Genomic DNA, 15,422 nt, shown 5'->3' with positions numbered 1-15,422 from the left:
ACTTCGGTTTCCGGAAAGGTTCATCCGCCGAAGGGGGATGCGCTCCGATTTCAAACTGTTCCATATGGTTGTTCCGTTGAGGTGAGGAGGGCGCCCGTTATGCGCCTGTTGGAGGCCCCGCCCGTTTTTTCTGTGGAACGGCGCTGGGGGCGGTTTTCAACGATAGGGGAAAAGACAATGCGGTTTACCAAGATGCAGGCTGCCGGAAACGATTACGTGTATATGGATGCGCTCAAGGCGCCCATTCCAAGCCCGGAAGCGCTGGCCCGCCGCATCAGCGATCGGCACTTTGGCGTAGGCAGCGACGGGCTCATTCTCATTTGTCCTCCCTCCGATCCCGGTGCGGCGGATTTTCGGATGCGGATGTTCAATGCGGACGGCTCGGAGGCCGAGATGTGCGGCAACGGCATCCGCTGCGTAGGCAAGTACGTCTACGACAACGGGCATACGGATAAGGAACGGGTCCGCATCGAGACGCTGGCGGGCGTTTTGACGCTCCGGCTTCATGTCTCCGGCGGAAAAGTGGAAGCGGTGACGGTGGATATGGGGGAACCCCGCCTCGCCCCCAAGGATATCCCGGTGAGCGAACCCGGCGAGGATTTCATTAACCGGCCTCTGCGGGTACAGGGCCGCGTCTGGAACGTCACGGCGGTTTCGATGGGCAATCCGCACGCCGTCGTTTTCATGCACGGCATCGACAAGTTGGATTTGCCCGGCATCGGGCCGCAGTTTGAGCATCACCCCTTGTTTCCCCGGCGCACGAACACCGAGTTCGTGGAGGTCGTCGACAGGCATCATTTGAAGATGCGGGTTTGGGAACGCGGCGCGGGCGAAACCCTTGCCTGCGGCACGGGGGCGTGCGCGTCCGTGGTCGCCGCCGTACTGACCGGCAATACCGAGCGCAAGGTGCGCATGGAGCTCCTTGGCGGTGAGCTCGACATCGAATGGGATGAGGCCACCAACCATGTCTTCATGACCGGCGGCGCGGTGACGGTGTTTACTGGGGAATGGCTGGGCTAGAGCCCTTGGAGGGGGAAGAACCTTTCTGAAGAAAGGCTTCTCCCCCTCCAAACCTCCCCCCGCCCTTCTCCAAAGGCTTTCGTTTTTTTGGGGGGAGGCGGGGGCTTTGGCGGGGATGTCCTTTACGGAAGTTTTTTCGTTTGGCTCTGTCACAGCACGGGGGGGGGGCATCTCCGCAGCGCGGTGAAAGCCTTTTCATCCGGTTTTCCCCTTGGCGGAACCCGTGGCTAATGCCTTTTGTCGGTGGCTGTGTCATAGAAAACGGTTGATGCTTTATTTCCTTAACATTCCAAAGAAATAACCAATAAAATTCCCCAACCACAGAGCCCACCAGCGGGAAAACTTGATAAAAAGTATGTATTTTCAGTATATTGATAAAACGAAGCAACCATGTACTATGCCAGAGCCTTGCCGCTTATCCCTTCGGGACTTCAAGGAAAAAAGCATCAACCATTTCCTATGGTACAGCCTTTAGTTTATTCAGGAGAATACCAAATGGCACAGATCAACGATGAGTACCTCAAGCTGCCGGGCAGCTATCTTTTTGCCGATATCGCGCACAAGGTGAATGCGTTTAAGGAAAACCACCCGGAAGTGGAGCTTATCCGCCTTGGGATCGGTGACGTGACCCGTCCTTTGCCGCCGTCCGTCATCAAGGCGCTGCATAAGGCCGTGGATGAGCAGGCGACCGCGGAGGGGTTCCGCGGCTACGGGCCGGAACAAGGTTACCGTTTCCTGCGCGAGGCCATCGCGCAAGGGGATTTCGCGTCTCGCGGCGTGGAGATCGATCCCGATGACATTTTCGTCAGCGACGGGGCGAAGTGTGATCTCGGCAATTTTCAGGAATTGTTCGGGCGCGGGAATGTCATCGCCGTGACCGACCCCGTATACCCGGTGTATGTGGATTCCAATGTGATGGGAGGCCGCGCCGGGACATTTGATGGAAAGGGGGCTTGGTCGGGCATCGTCTATCTGCCCTGCTCGGCTGAAAACGGTTTTGTCCCGGCCCTGCCTCCGAAGCGGCCCGACGTCATCTACCTGTGCCTGCCGAACAACCCCACAGGCACGGCCTTGAGCCGTTCCGAGCTGCAACGCTGGGTTGACTACGCACGCGGCAATCAGTGCGTTATCCTGTTCGATGCGGCGTATGAGGCCTATATTCGGGAAGACGGCATTCCCCACAGCATTTATGAGTTGGAGGGAGCCAAAGAGGTTGCCGTGGAGTTCCGCAGTTTCTCCAAGCCCGCCGGGTTTACCGGGCTGCGCTGCGGGTATGTGGTGGTTCCCGAAACCGTAAAGGCGCGCGCCGCCGATGGCCGGATGCTGCCCCTCAAGCCGCTGTGGAACCGCCGCCAGACGACCAAGTACAACGGTTGCCCCTACATCGTGCAGCGCGCCGCCGAAGCCGTCTATTCACCCGAAGGGCGGCGGGATGTGCGCGACAATGTGGGCTATTACATGGAAAACGCCTCGGCCATCCGCAGCGGGCTGGAGGCGGCGGGGCTGGACGTTTATGGCGGCGTGAACGCTCCGTACATCTGGCTGAAGACGCCGGGCGGCATGGATTCGTGGCGTTTTTTTGAGGCGCTTTTGAGCCGTTTCGGTATAGTGGGGACTCCCGGCGTGGGGTTCGGCCCAAGCGGTGAAGGCTATTTCCGACTTACGGCGTTCGGTTCCCATGAAAACACGCGAAAAGCCATGCGGCGCATCGCCGATGCCGGGCACTGGTCAGAGTGGAAGATATAGGAAAAAGAAATCTCTGGGGGCTTCCCACTGTCGCGGAACCGGAACTTGACATTCCCGCCGCGTTGGTCTTAGGGTGAATCCCACGTTTTTTACACAAAGGAACCGACAGATGTTTTCGTTGAATGCCGCCCTTTCCCTGAGTGAAGCCCCCATGAACTGGGGTCTTTGCTATTACTATTACTTTAGGGGCAGAAGCGGCGTTGAGGCGTGCGTCTGACGGTGTAGCGTCAGGACAAGCGTTGATTGGGGGCCGCGAACGGAGTGTTCGCGGCCCTTTTTGTTTTTTCATCAGCAGCAAGCGGGTTGGAGTGATGATCACAGTACAGGCCCCGGCGTCGAAGTCGGTATCGCATCGCATGGTTATGGGCGCGGCCCTCGCTCAGGGGGATTCCGTGGTGAGCCGCGTGCTCGAAAGCAAGGATTTGGAACGCACGATGGCGATCCTCAAGGGGGCCGGGGCGGGCATCGTCCGCACCGGGGAGGGCGAATATGCGATTTCCGGCGTGGGCGGGCAGCCGCACGGCGGCTCGGTGGATCCGCTGTCCTGCGACGTGCACGAATCCGGCACGACCTGCCGGTTGCTGACCGCCGTGCTCGCCGCCGGGATGGGGCGTTTCCGCATCCACGGCGCGCCTCGCATGCACGAACGGCCCATTGGGGAACTGACCGCCGCTCTGGAGACGCTCGGCGTATCCTTCACCTTCGAGGGGAAGCCGGGGTTCCCGCCTTTTGTCCTGAAAACGCGCGGGCTGGACGGCGGCGAAGTGGGCATCGGCATGGACGAGTCGAGCCAGTACCTTTCGGGCGTGCTGCTGGCGGCTCCGCTGGCGCGTGCTCCCCTGACCGTCAATATCGGCGGCAGCAAGGTCGTTTCTTGGCCCTATGTCGGCCTGACCCTTCAGGCGCTGGAAAATTTCGGCGTGCCGTTTACCGTGGAACGGAAGGAAGGCGGCGCGTGGAGCACCATTGATTGGCATACGCTGGAGCAGGCCGAGCCGGAGAATGTCCGTTTCCGTATGGTTCCTGCCATGTACCGCGCCGGGCGCTACGCCGTGGAAGGCGACTGGTCGGGCGCGTCCTACCTGCTTGCCGCCGGAGCCATCGGGCCCCGCCCCGTGCGCATTGAAGGGCTGCGGGCGGATTCGTTGCAGGGCGATCGCGTGATGCTGGACATCCTCCGCGATATGGGCGCGCGGATCGACATTGAGCCGGATGCGGTGACCGTCCACCCTTCGGAGCTGCGCGGCGTGGTGGCGGATATGAGCCGCTGCCCGGATCTGGTTCCCACGGTGGCTGTGGTGGCGGCGCACGCTTCAGGCCCGACCCGCCTCTGGAACGCGGCACACCTGCGCATCAAGGAGTGCGACCGCATCGCGGTTCCGGCTCAGGAATTGTCCAAGGTGGGCGTCCGGTGCGACGAGCACGACGACGGCCTGACCATACACGGCGATCCCGCTTTGGCGTCGCGCCTGCATTCGCTTGACGGCATTGCGTTTTCGGCACACGGCGATCACCGTATCGCCATGAGTTTGGCCCTGCTGGAGCTGCGGGGAGGGCGTCTGACGCTGGACGATCCGTCTTGCGTGAGCAAATCGTTCCCGAATTTTTGGGAATGCTGGGGACAGGTGCGGGCATGAGCGGCAACACGGCTGAAAGTGGTTTTACGCCCCGGCGTCTGGTCATCGTCGGCTGCCGGGGCCGGATGGGGGCTTTGCTGTCCGCGCGCTGGAGCGCGGCGGGGTATACGGTGGCGGGGGTGGATCTGCCGCTGACCGATGAGGTTTTCGCCGAGGCCCTGCCCGGTGCGGACGCCGTTTTCCTGTGCATCCCCGCCGGGGCTATGGCTGAAGTATTGCCGCATCTCGTGCCGCATCTGGACGGCCGGCAGATCCTTGCGGACATCACTTCCGTCAAGATGCAGCCTTTGGGCCAAATGGAGCGGGCCTACGCCGGGCCGGTAGTGGGCACGCATCCGCTTTTCGGCCCAAAGCCGCAGCCGTCCGACCTCCGCGTCTGCATTACGCCGGGCGCTGCGGCGACGGAGGCGCATATCGGCCTTGTGGAGGGGCTTTTTAAAGACATGGGGTGCTCGGCCTTCCGTTCGACCGCCGAGGCCCATGACAGTGCCGCCGCGTCGATTCAGGGGCTGAACTTCATTTCCAGTCTGGCGTATTTTGCGACGCTTGCCGAGCACGAGGAGTTGTTGCCTTTCATAACGCCTTCCTTCAGGCGGCGTCTGGAGGCCTCGCGCAAGCTCCTTACCGAGGACGCCCCCTTGTTCGAGTGGCTTTTTGAAGCCAACCCCATGAGTCAGGAGTCCATCCGCCAGTATCGTTCATTCCTCAACGTCGCCGCGGGCGGTGATGTCAACGTGCTGGTTCAGCGCGCCCAGTGGTGGTGGAGGGAAGCGCGTTAGGGGGGCTGGGGGGGGAAAATTGGAGGGGGGAAGGGGAACCCTTCTGGAGAAGGGCTTCCCCTTCCCCCCTCCAAACCTCCCCCTTTTCCCTCCCAAGACTTTTGGCTTTATCGAATCCCTCTTGTCCGGTTGGGGGAGGCTTGGAGGCTTATCTTTGTCCGGCGTATCATTGGGAAGGGAACGTATTGGCCTTTGAATGTTTTTTATTTTATTGAAATCATGTATGATTTTGAAAGAATCTAGGCTATGCCGTCAATTAGATATAATATATTGAAATTATTAAACTATTTTTGAGTCGCAGAAATGTTATTTCAATAGTTTCAAATGATTATATTCCAAATGGCGACACGTCCTAGGGTTGGTGCCCCTTTAGGGAAAGGGAACCGGGATGGAAAAGCGATTTTCTGAAAGCCGGATTGGGTTTTAGGAATAGCTGTGCCATAGGAAACGGTTGATGCGTTATTTCCCGAAACTCCAAGGGAATAACCAATAAAATTCGAGAGATTCACGTTTTCAATGGAAGTCGAATTTCGACTATCTGAAATTCAAAATGAATTTTTTAGAAAAGGCTCTGTCATGGTATATGGTTGTTTTATTTCCGCAGTATGCTGAAAATAGAGGCTTCTTGTTCATTTTTTTCTGCTGATGGACTTCATGATTCGGGATATTTTATTGGTTATTCCTTTAAAATATCGAGAAATAAAGCATCAACTATTTTCTATGACACAGCCTTAGGTTATGTCGCTATTTTATATATAACTATTTAAAATCATCGAAAATAATTTTTTTGTAATTTTAAAAATAGCTAAATAATTTCAATTGATTATATCTAGTTAACAACACGACCTAGAAAATTATCGAAAAGATGAACGGCTCTAAAATCCCCCAACCATAGAGCCCATCAACGGAAAAATGAGAGAAAGGGGCTATAGTTTCACCATACTGTGGATGTGGAGATGAAACAGCCACATTTTATGACAGGGCGTTAGGAATATATTGATAACAGGTGGAGTTCATGCGGATACGGACAGCTACACAGAGTGATTTGGATGCTCTTTGCCGGGTCGAGGCAATCTGTTTTCCCGCGAGCGAGGCGGGCACACGGGAATCGTTTGCCGCCCGGCTCAAGTTTTTTTCCCGTCACTTCCTTCTGTTGGAGGATGAGGGGAGACTCATCGGCTTTGTAAACGGCATGGTGACGGATGACCGCACCATTTCCGACGTCATGTTCGAGAAGGCCGAGCTCCATAAGGAAGGCGGGAAATGGCAGAGCGTGTTCGGGCTGGACGTGTTGCCGGAATACAGGCGCAACGGGTATGCCGGGCAGCTCATGCGGGCGTTCATCGATCATGCCCGCGAAGACGGGCGCTGCGGCTGCATCCTGACATGCAAGGAATATCTTCTGCATTATTATGCCCGATTCGGCTTCAAGAATCTGGGCGTTTCCCTCTCAAAACACGGCGGGGCCGTCTGGTATGACATGGTTCTGGAGTTTTCTTCTCCTTCTTTATAAATCCATTGGCTCTGTCATAGTATGTGCTTGCTTCATCTCCACAGCGCAGTGAGAATACAGCTTTTTTCCAGTTTTCCCCTTAGCGGAATCTATGGCTGAGGCATTTTTCTGGCTATTCCTTTGGATTTTCAAGGAAAAAAGCATCAACCATTTTCTATGACAGATCCAATCCATTTTTTCAAAAGGCTGTGTTCAATTTTACGGTTGATGATTTTTTTTCAATGAAAATCAATAGATAAAAGCTCGTTCCACATCTAGTGATGTGGGCCTCTCTCATTTTTGTTCATTACATAAAATCCAGTTTTGAAGAATTGTTGCGAGACCTCCAAATAATTTCCAAAGAACTCTTCCTTTCCAGTTGGAATCTTGTATCAACCACAAACTTAAACACAGCCTTTCAAAATGTCCTGCCGTAATGGGGCATGGCTGTTTCATCTTTTATATGGTGTGGATACGGCCTTTTTCAGTTTTTCGTTGGTTTGGAGACAGCAAAAGATTGATATGCTGTTTCATATAATTCAAGGCAAACGCTGAGGAAATCTTTTTTGTCATTGGAATCGCCAGCAAATGCCTTTAAAAAGTGGCTGTGCCATGGAAAATGGTTGATGCTTTCTTGAGGCCCAAAGGGGGAACCGATAAAATACCTCAGCCATAGAGTCCGGCAACGGAAAAGTTGGAAAGAAGCTGTATTTTCACCATACTGTGGAGATAAAACAACCACATAGTATGACAGCGCCAAAAGTTTAACGAAAGCAATTCCTACAATATCGTATCCAATCAAATGGTACAACAAAGCCTTTTCATCTTTAGTGGGCTTCATGACTGATTCATTTTGTTTTTTAGAAGGCTGTGTTATAGAAAATGGTTGATGCTTTTTTCCTTGAAATTCCAAAGGGGTAACCGGCAAAATGCCTTATCCGTGGATCCCGCCAAGGGGAAAACCGGAGAAAAAGGCTGTATTTTCACAGCGCTATGGAGATGAAACAACCACAAACTATAACAGGGCCTTTTAGAATGTTAAGAAAGAAAACATCAACTCTTTACAGTCACAGCCTTTCTTCACTTCTTCACTGCCCTTTGGCGTTTCCCCAGCATAAAGAAAGGCTGCGCCATAGGAACAGGTTGATGTTTTATTTCTTGAAATTCCAAAGGAATAACGAATAAAATCTCCCCAATCATGGAAGCCCATCAGCGAAAAACTGAGAAAAATAGTCTGTATTTTCAGCATATTTTAGATATAAAGCAACCGCATACTATGACATAATGCTACGGCAGAGCCTAAAGAAAAGGTTCCGCATACGGCATAAGCCGGATGCGGAACCTTTTCTTTAGGCCCCAAGGGGGTCTGGGGGGAATTATTCCCCCCAGACAGGGGGGCAAGGGGGGCGGTAGCCACCCTTGCCGCCGGAGGCATTTCTTACTTCAGCGAGTCGGCATAGATCTCGATGGTGTGCTTGACGACCACGTTGTCGCCGTTCTGGGCGAGCATGTCGGAAAGCTGCATCATGCAGGCGGGGCAGCCGGTGGCGACCACTTCCGCACCGCTGGCGACGATGTTGTTGCGCTTGCGCTGGCCGATTTTGCGGGACAGATCATAGTGCGAGAGGGTGAAGCTGCCGCCGCAGCCGCAGCAGCGGTCGGCTTCCTTCATCTCCACGAGAGCGTAATCCGGGTTCATGCGGATGAGCTCACGGGGCTGCGCGCTGACGCCGAGGGAGCGGAGCAGGTGGCAGGACTCATGATAGGTCACCTTGGTCTGGCCGTGGCGCCCGAACGCGCGGGGCTTCACCTTGAGCACGTCCACGAGGAAGGCGTTGATGTCCATCGCCTTCTGGGAGAGCTCGTTGATGGCGTCGCGGTACTTGTAGGGCATCTTGCCCGCCATCTTGGGCCACAGGGAGCGGATGGTTTCCGTGCAGGACGAGCAGGGCGTGACGATGAGATCGAAGGAACCTTCTTTCAACACGTCCACGTTGTGCATGACCATCTTTTCAAAACCTTCAAGGTCGCCGGACGAGAGGGCGGGGATGCCGCAACAGGAATAGTTGGTAGGCAGATAGACGCCGACTTCGTGGTAATCGAACACCTTGAGGCAGGCTTCGGAAACATTGGTGAAGATCTTGTCGCCCATGCAGCCGGGGAAGAAGGCCACCTTGTGGCGGCTTTTCCCGGCGGGAGTATTCACCGCGCCGATCTTGGCGCTCAGGGGCTGCTTGGCGAGGGGCTGCATGTGGCGTTCGCCGAGGAACGGGCGCAGCAGCGGGGAACACATGGCGGTACCCTGCGGGTTGTTGTCCTCGTGCATGACGAGGCCCTGGAACGGGGCGCTGATCTTCAGCAGGAAGCCGAACAGCTTCGGGTTCGGCAGCAGGGTGCGGAAGATGGCTTTCTTGAGGGGCGAAAGGCCTTTGTAGGACGCGACAATGGCGCGGGCCTCCATGAAAATTTCCAGAATGGAAACGCCGGAAGGGCAGTTCGCCTGACAGGAGCCGCACAGGAGGCAACGATTGAGCTTTTCGTTGACCGCTTCGGGATCCTCGATGAGGCGGTGAGCCAGGTTTTCCAGCAGCGTGAGCTTTCCGCGGGTCACGTCGGCTTCCATCATGGTTTCGCCGAAAACCGGGCACACGGACTGGCACATGCCGCATTTCATGCAGGCGGCGAGCTTGTCGTCAAGCGCCATGAGGGCGTTGGCGAGGAGGGTCAGCTCATCCATGACTTAAACTCCAACCAGCTTGCTGGGGTTGAACAGGCCCTTCGGGTCGATGGCCTTGCGCAGGCGGCGCGAGTACCCGATGGTGCCGCGTGAGGTTTCCTTTTCCAGCCACTTCTGCTTGGCGGTGCCGATGCCGTGTTCGCCGGAAAGGGTGCCGCCCATTTCGATGGTGGTGTTGAAAAGTTCGTCGACGGCGCGTTCCACGCGTTCAAATTCGTCCTTGTCGCGCTTGTCGCACATAAAGGTCGGGTGCAGGTTGCCGTCCCCGGCGTGGCCGAAGGTGCCGACGGTGAGGTTGTACTTTTCGCCGAGGTCCTTGATGACCTTCATCATGGCCGGGATCTTGGAGCGGGGCACGGTGGCGTCTTCAAGGATGGTCGTGGGCTTGAAGCGGGCCAGGGCGGGCAGGGCCTTGCGGCGGGCTTCCCAGATCCGGTTCTTTTCCTCGGCGTCCTTGGCGACCACGATCTGCGTGGCGCCGCTCTTCTTGAGCTGTTCCTCGACGACGAGGGCGTCATCGGCGACCTGACCGGCATGGCCGTCCACTTCGATGAGGAGGATGGCCTGCGCGTCGCGGGGAAGGCCGATCTTCACGTCGTCCTCGACGAGGTTGATGGTCATGTTGTCCATGAATTCCAGCGTACAGGGCAGGATGTGGGCGGCGATGATGCGGGCCACGGCTTCGGAAGCCTTCTGCACGTTGTCGAACACGGCCATCATGGCCTTGGAGGCTTGCGGCGGGGGTACGAGCTTGAGGATGGCGCGGCTGATCATGCCGAGGGTGCCTTCGGAGCCAACGAGCAGGCCGCCGAGGTTGTAGCCGGTCGCGCACTTGACGGTGCGGGAGCCGCTTTTCACCAGTTCGCCGGTGTGGTCATAAAATTCGAGGCCCATGACGTAATCTTTGGTGACGCCGTATTTCAGGCCGCGCAGCCCGCCGGCGTTTTCCGCAATGTTGCCGCCGATGGTGGAGACGGCCTGAGAGCCCGGATCCGGGGGATAGAAGAGGCCCTTGGAAGCCACGGTAGCGGCGAACTGGGCCGTCACAACGCCGGGCTCGACGATGGCGAAGAGGTCTTCTTCATTGATTTCGATGATCTTGTTCAGTCCTTGCGTCAGGATGACCACGGATTTGTCGGCATCGGGCACGGTTCCGCCGCTGAGGTTCGTTCCCGCGCCGCGGATGGTCATGGGCAGGCCGTTGGCGTAGCAGCGCTCAATGAGGGCGCCGAGCTGTTCCGTGGAGGTGGGGCGCAGGACAAGGCCGGGAACGACCGAAGGCAGCACGGCGGCGTCATAGGCGTAGCTTTGCCTGTCCGCTTCGCTGGTAAAGACGTTCTCTTTGCCGATGAGGTTTTCAAATTCCTTGACGAGGGATGCGCTGGGCATGGTTTCCTCCGGATCAGATGGTGAGGGGGGCTGTATATGGGGGGCCGCGAGGCCCGGATACAGTTCGCACAGGAAAGACGGGGTTCTGGCGACAGCAGCTCCCGGCTGCCCCATAAGGCTCCGCCGGATGTTGAGAATGGAATCCGGCGTGATATTCACCATTACTGTATGTCTGGGGGAAGGTCAAATAGTGAAGGCTTTCACGCGTACCTTTTATCCTGTTGCCGTGCCTCGTTAAGGCCGCTTGACCCCACGCTTTCCGGCCCGTAAGACAGAAGAAAACGGCCCGCGTGCCCCTTTACGGCAACCGGGCCTCCGGGAGGTTTTTCGTATGTTCGCACCGCTTCCCGCTCCGGCGGAAATGTCCGGCTGGGATCGGGCCGCCATTGATTTGGGCCTGCCCGAACTGTTGCTGATGGAGAACGCCTCCCGCGAGGCCATGCATGCGCTGGCGGCCGAGACCGGGCCCGTGCGCGGCAAGCGTGTCCTGCTGTTCATGGGCGGCGGCAACAACGGCGGGGATGCCGCTTGCCTTGCCCGGCATCTGCACGACGGGGGCGCGGAGGTGCTTGTGCTGCATACCCGGCCTTTGGGGGCCTGCCGGGGCGTGACGGGCCAGCATGTGCGGCTGGCCCGGCGCTGCGGGGTGCCCTTTGCCCCGGCTGCGGGCTGGCCCGAAAAGTACCGCAATACGCCGTGGGATGTGTATGCCGACGCTTCCGGCTGCGGGCGGGGCGGCCCGGACATCGTCGTGGACGGGATACTCGGCACGGGCTTTTCCGGCAGCCTCAGGCCGCTGGAATTGGGGCTGGTGGGCCGGATCAACGCGCTGGCGCAGCGGGCTTTCCTTTTTTCGCTGGATATTCCGTCCGGGCTTTCGGGGCTGACCGGGCGCCCCTGCCCCGTCGCCGTGCGCGCGCACGCTACGGTGACCTTTGAGGCGGCGAAGCCCGGCCTTGTTCTGCCGGAGGCCGCGCCGTACACGGGCAGGCTGCACATCCGGCCCATCGGCATCCCCGCGGCGGTGCGGAGGGCGCATCCCGCTTCCTATCAGATGATTACGGATGCCCTTGCCGGAGCTTTCCCGGAAGCCGCTCCGGGGTGGCACAAGGGAACCGCCGGGGCCATTTTGATTGTAGGCGGTTCGGAAGGGCTTACGGGCGCGCCGCATCTGGCGGCACGGGCCGCCCTGCGCGCCGGGGGCGGGCTGATCAGCGTCGCCGCCCCGCACGGCTTGTGCCGGGACATCAAGGCGGACTGCCCGGACATCATGACCCGTGCCCTCGGCCCTGCGGGGAGCGTGCGGTGGAGCCCGGCATTGCTTGAGGAACTTCTGCCGTTCCTGCGCCAGTGCGGGGCGATGGTGCTGGGGCCGGGCATCGGGCGCGGCCCGGAAACGGCGGCATTCGTACACTCCCTGCTGGCGTGCCCCTCGCGCCCGTCCGCCGTGGTGGACGCGGACGCGCTGCACGCGCTCGCCATGCACCCTGACGCGCTGTCTTCCCTGCGGGCCTGTGACGTGCTGACCCCGCATCCCGGCGAGGCGGCAACCCTGCTGCATACGACGCCCGCGCTGGTGCAGGCGGATCGTTTCGCGGCGTTGGCGGGGCTGCGGCGTCTGGCCCCTTCCGTGTGGATTCTCAAGGGCGCGGGGACGCTCATCGGCACGGCGGGCCAGCCCGTGACCATCGCCCCCTACGCGGAGCCCAATCTGGCTGTGGGCGGTTCAGGGGACGTGCTCTCCGGCTGCCTCGGCACGCTGATGGCGCAGACCGCCGCGCACCCTTCCGAGGGCTGCGAAAGCTCCAGCTTCCTCGCCGCGTGCATGGGCGTCTATCTCCATGCGCGGGCGGGCAGGCTGCTGCGTGGGGCCTTCCCCAAGCGCGGCAACTCGGCGACGGATATCGCGGAGATGCTGCCTCGGGCACGATCTTGACGTGAGGGGGATCGAATCCCCTTCGGCAGCTTATTTCGGTGGGGAAGGCTTTTGGAATATGTTGACAAGATAAAGAACGCCGCGCGGAAATGGTGAACTTCCAAGCTACAGGGAAAGCGGTCAAGGGGGATTCGACGAAGGGGAAAGCCTTTGAAGGGAGTGGGGAGGCTTGGAGGGGCGAGGGAAACTTTCTGGAGAAAATTTCCCTCGCCCCTCCGATTTCGTTTTCCTGTTCCTGAAAAAACATCAAGAAGCCCGGCACCATGAGGCGCCGGGCTTCCTTTCTGTGCTGTCGGCTAAGCCGCGGACGGCTTAGTTTTCGGACTCTTCAAACTTCTGCTTGAGGAGATCGCCGAGGCTCTGGCCGGCTTCGGGGCCGGAACGGCTGTATTCGCGGGGCTTCTTGCGTTCTTCGTCGTCCTTGAGCTGCTTGATGGAGAGGCCGAGGCGGCGATCTTCAGCGCTGACGTGAATGATCTTGGCCTGGATTTCCTCGCCTTCCTTGTACAGTTCGGCGGGGGTCTTCACCTTCTTGTTGCTCAGTTCGGACACGTGGACGAGGCCTTCGATGCCTTCTTCCACTTCAACGAACAGGCCGAAATCGGTGATGTTCGTGATGATGCCCTTCACGATGCCGCCCACGGGGTAGGCGGTGGGGACGTTGGTCCACGGATCTTCGGTCAACTGCTTGATGCCGAGGGTGAACTTTTCGCTTTCCTGATCCACGGTGAGCACCTTGGCCTGCACGGTGTCGCCGACCTTGAAGAGCTCGTTGGGATGACGGATCTTCTTGGTCCAGCTGATGTCGGACACATGGATGAGGCCGTCGATGCCGTCTTCGATGCCGATGAACATGCCGAATTCGGTGATGTTCTTGATGACGCCTTCAAGGATGGTGCCTTCGGGGTACTTTTCGCCCACGAGTTCCCACGGGTTCGGCTTGATCTGCTTCATGCCGAGGGAGATGCGCTTCTTCTCAGGATCGACGCCGAGGATGACGACTTCAACTTCGTCGCCCTGGCGGACCATCTGGGAAGGATGGCGGAGCTTGCGGGTCCAGGACATTTCGGAGATATGGACGAGGCCTTCGACGCCGGGTTCCAGCTCGACGAACGCGCCGTAATCAACGAGGTTGGTCACCTTGCCGTTGTGGCGGGAACCTTCGGGGAAGCGGGCGGTGATGTCCTGCCACGGATCGGGCACGAGCTGCTTGAGGCCGAGGGAAACCTTCTGGTTTTCCTTGTCGAAGGAGAGCACCTTGAGTTCGAGATCCTGGCCAAGCGTAACCATTTCGCGGGGATGGCGGATACGCTTCCAAGACATATCGGTGATGTGAAGGAGACCGTCGAGGCCGCCGAGATCCACAAACACGCCGTATTCGGTGATGTTCTTGGCCTTGCCGGTAACGACCTGACCTTCGGCGAGGGTCTGGAGGAGATCCTGACGCTTGGAGTCGCGTTCTTCTTCAAGCAGCACACGGCGGGACACGATGACGTTGCTGCGACGGCGGTTGATCTTCAGCACGCGGAATTCGTATTCCTGGTTCACCAGAGCGTCCATGTCCGGCACGGGGCGCAGATCCACATGGGAACCGGGGAGGAACGCTTCCACGCCGCCCAGATCCACAGTGTAACCGCCCTTGATGCGGCGCATGATACGGCCCTTGATGACGCCGTTCTTTTCCTGCACGTCTTCGAGCTGATCGAAGAGCTGCATCCGCTTTGCTTTTTCAAAGGACAGGGTGATGGTGCCTTCCTGTTCGTTCTTGCGAGCGACGAAGACGTCCACACGGTCGCCCACCTTCACAACGAGATTGCCTTCGGCATCCCGGAATTCGGCAGTGGGGATCTGGCCTTCCGATTTGAAATTCACGTCAACAAGCACATTGTCGTCATCCACGCGGACAATTTCGCCTTTGACGATGGTTCCTTCCTCAAGATCACCGAAATCGGTGCTGAGGTAGTCTTCCAGCGCGCTTTCAAAATTAAATTCCGCGTCCATACCGTGGTTTTCCATGGTTTCCATTAAACAGCCTCCAGGCCACATCAATTTCCTGCATATTTTGCAGGTCGTCATCCATAGCAGGAATCGTTTCGTCTGGCAAGGGCTGCCGCCGCGTGAAGAAAAGGCCTTTTTGCGTGATCGCCGCGTTTTCTGTCCACTTATGATAAAGGGGCCGGAGAAGAAAAAATCTGAGGGGATTTTTGAAAGGCCGTGTCCTAGAAAATGGTTGATGCTTTTTTCCTTGAAGTTCCACAGGGATAACCGGCAAAATGCCTTAGCCCTGTATTCCGCCAAGAGGAAAACCGGAGAAAAAGGCTGCATTTTCACCGCACTGTGGAGATGAAACAACCACAAACCATAACAGGGCCTTTTGAAAACGTCTCCCCTCAGCATTGTTGCGGCGTCCAATCGGCGGGAAGCATTGCGGCGGGGCGTTCGGAGCGGCGGAGGGCTGAAACAGGCACTGGAAACATCGCCCTGAAACCGGAAGCGCAGCAGCGACAAAGCCGGGGGCCTCCCGAAGAGGCTTTCAGATCCGGCTATGCACCCCGCAGCGGCAGGGCCGTAGGAACTTCTTGGGGCCATGCCCCTTTCAGCGTCAAAACATCCGGCTATGCCGCAGCAGGAAATGGCTATTTTGCCTTACTATCCCGAAAAGCCAATAACGGCTTCGGCTGTGAAG

The 15,422-nt window shown here is 58.0% G+C and carries 11 protein-coding genes; 7 read left to right on the top strand and 4 right to left on the bottom strand.

The annotated features are described in order from the left end of the window. Window positions 1-177: 177 nt before the first annotated feature. The 5 genes from dapF (at window position 178) to AC6I1V_RS08390 (ending at window position 6,695) form a co-directional block, all read left to right on the top strand. Complete coding sequence (dapF, locus tag AC6I1V_RS08410) at window positions 178-1,020, top strand: diaminopimelate epimerase (protein WP_486853506.1); 843 nt, start codon at window positions 178-180, stop codon at window positions 1,018-1,020. A 495-nt stretch (window positions 1,021-1,515) separates the two neighbouring features. Continuing rightward, entirely contained in the window at window positions 1,516-2,766 is a 1,251-nt protein-coding gene (locus tag AC6I1V_RS08405; protein ID WP_337431594.1) for an LL-diaminopimelate aminotransferase, read from the top strand. A 311-nt stretch (window positions 2,767-3,077) separates the two neighbouring features. Continuing rightward, window positions 3,078-4,403, top strand: coding sequence for a 3-phosphoshikimate 1-carboxyvinyltransferase (aroA, locus tag AC6I1V_RS08400; protein ID WP_486853505.1), 1,326 nt, complete (start codon window positions 3,078-3,080; stop codon window positions 4,401-4,403). Further along, on the top strand, window positions 4,400-5,182 hold the full coding sequence (locus AC6I1V_RS08395; RefSeq protein WP_486853504.1) for a prephenate dehydrogenase/arogenate dehydrogenase family protein: 783 nt from the start codon (window positions 4,400-4,402) through the stop codon (window positions 5,180-5,182). The genes aroA and AC6I1V_RS08395 overlap by 4 nt, the downstream gene beginning before the upstream one ends. A 1,015-nt stretch (window positions 5,183-6,197) precedes the next feature. After that, window positions 6,198-6,695, top strand: a complete 498-nt coding sequence (locus tag AC6I1V_RS08390) for a GNAT family N-acetyltransferase (protein WP_486853503.1) — start codon at window positions 6,198-6,200, stop codon at window positions 6,693-6,695. A 463-nt stretch (window positions 6,696-7,158) separates the two neighbouring features. Here the strand turns inward: AC6I1V_RS08390 and AC6I1V_RS08385 are convergent, their stop codons facing one another. The 3 genes from AC6I1V_RS08385 to AC6I1V_RS08375 form a co-directional block, all read right to left on the bottom strand. Then, the gene (locus AC6I1V_RS08385; RefSeq protein WP_486853502.1) at window positions 7,159-7,602 is read right to left on the bottom strand and encodes a hypothetical protein; all 444 of its coding nucleotides are present in this window, start codon (window positions 7,600-7,602) and stop codon (window positions 7,159-7,161) included. A 510-nt stretch (window positions 7,603-8,112) separates the two neighbouring features. Then, window positions 8,113-9,411: a (Fe-S)-binding protein gene (locus AC6I1V_RS08380; protein ID WP_486853501.1), complete on the bottom strand. Its 1,299-nt coding sequence runs from the start codon at window positions 9,409-9,411 to the stop codon at window positions 8,113-8,115. 3 nt (window positions 9,412-9,414) lie between these two features. Then, complete coding sequence (locus AC6I1V_RS08375) at window positions 9,415-10,800, bottom strand: FAD-binding oxidoreductase (RefSeq protein WP_302553245.1); 1,386 nt, start codon at window positions 10,798-10,800, stop codon at window positions 9,415-9,417. A gap of 331 nt (window positions 10,801-11,131) precedes the next feature. Between AC6I1V_RS08375 and AC6I1V_RS08370 the strand changes: the two genes are divergently transcribed. Then, a complete protein-coding gene (locus AC6I1V_RS08370; protein ID WP_302553244.1) occupies window positions 11,132-12,736 on the top strand; it encodes an NAD(P)H-hydrate dehydratase in 1,605 nt (534 codons plus the stop codon). A gap of 312 nt (window positions 12,737-13,048) precedes the next feature. On the opposite strand, the gene AC6I1V_RS08365 is transcribed toward AC6I1V_RS08370, so the two are convergent. Further along, window positions 13,049-14,761, bottom strand: a complete 1,713-nt coding sequence (locus AC6I1V_RS08365) for a 30S ribosomal protein S1 (RefSeq protein WP_302553243.1) — start codon at window positions 14,759-14,761, stop codon at window positions 13,049-13,051. Between AC6I1V_RS08365 and AC6I1V_RS08360 the strand changes: the two genes are divergently transcribed. Further along, window positions 14,751-15,083 (top strand): hypothetical protein, encoded by a 333-nt coding sequence (locus AC6I1V_RS08360; protein ID WP_486853500.1) that lies wholly within the window; start codon window positions 14,751-14,753, stop codon window positions 15,081-15,083. The genes AC6I1V_RS08365 and AC6I1V_RS08360 overlap by 11 nt on opposite strands. Window positions 15,084-15,422: the final 339 nt, after the last annotated feature.

It is taken from the genome of Bilophila sp. T19-St14 (assembly GCF_059728385.1).
Note: the sequence above shows the minus strand (reverse complement) of the source record. Positions and strands in the feature narration are given on the sequence as shown.

Coding starts and splice junctions, on each gene's coding strand:
- AC6I1V_RS08360 (WP_486853500.1), top strand. CDS start 14,751: ATGGTTTCCATTAAACAGCCTCCAGGCCACATCAATTTCCTGCATATT.
- AC6I1V_RS08380 (WP_486853501.1), bottom strand. CDS start 9,411: ATGGATGAGCTGACCCTCCTCGCCAACGCCCTCATGGCGCTTGACGAC.
- dapF (WP_486853506.1), top strand. CDS start 178: ATGCGGTTTACCAAGATGCAGGCTGCCGGAAACGATTACGTGTATATG.
- AC6I1V_RS08370 (WP_302553244.1), top strand. CDS start 11,132: ATGTTCGCACCGCTTCCCGCTCCGGCGGAAATGTCCGGCTGGGATCGG.
- AC6I1V_RS08395 (WP_486853504.1), top strand. CDS start 4,400: ATGAGCGGCAACACGGCTGAAAGTGGTTTTACGCCCCGGCGTCTGGTC.
- AC6I1V_RS08390 (WP_486853503.1), top strand. CDS start 6,198: ATGCGGATACGGACAGCTACACAGAGTGATTTGGATGCTCTTTGCCGG.
- AC6I1V_RS08375 (WP_302553245.1), bottom strand. CDS start 10,800: ATGCCCAGCGCATCCCTCGTCAAGGAATTTGAAAACCTCATCGGCAAA.
- AC6I1V_RS08365 (WP_302553243.1), bottom strand. CDS start 14,761: ATGGAAACCATGGAAAACCACGGTATGGACGCGGAATTTAATTTTGAA.
- AC6I1V_RS08405 (WP_337431594.1), top strand. CDS start 1,516: ATGGCACAGATCAACGATGAGTACCTCAAGCTGCCGGGCAGCTATCTT.
- aroA (WP_486853505.1), top strand. CDS start 3,078: ATGATCACAGTACAGGCCCCGGCGTCGAAGTCGGTATCGCATCGCATG.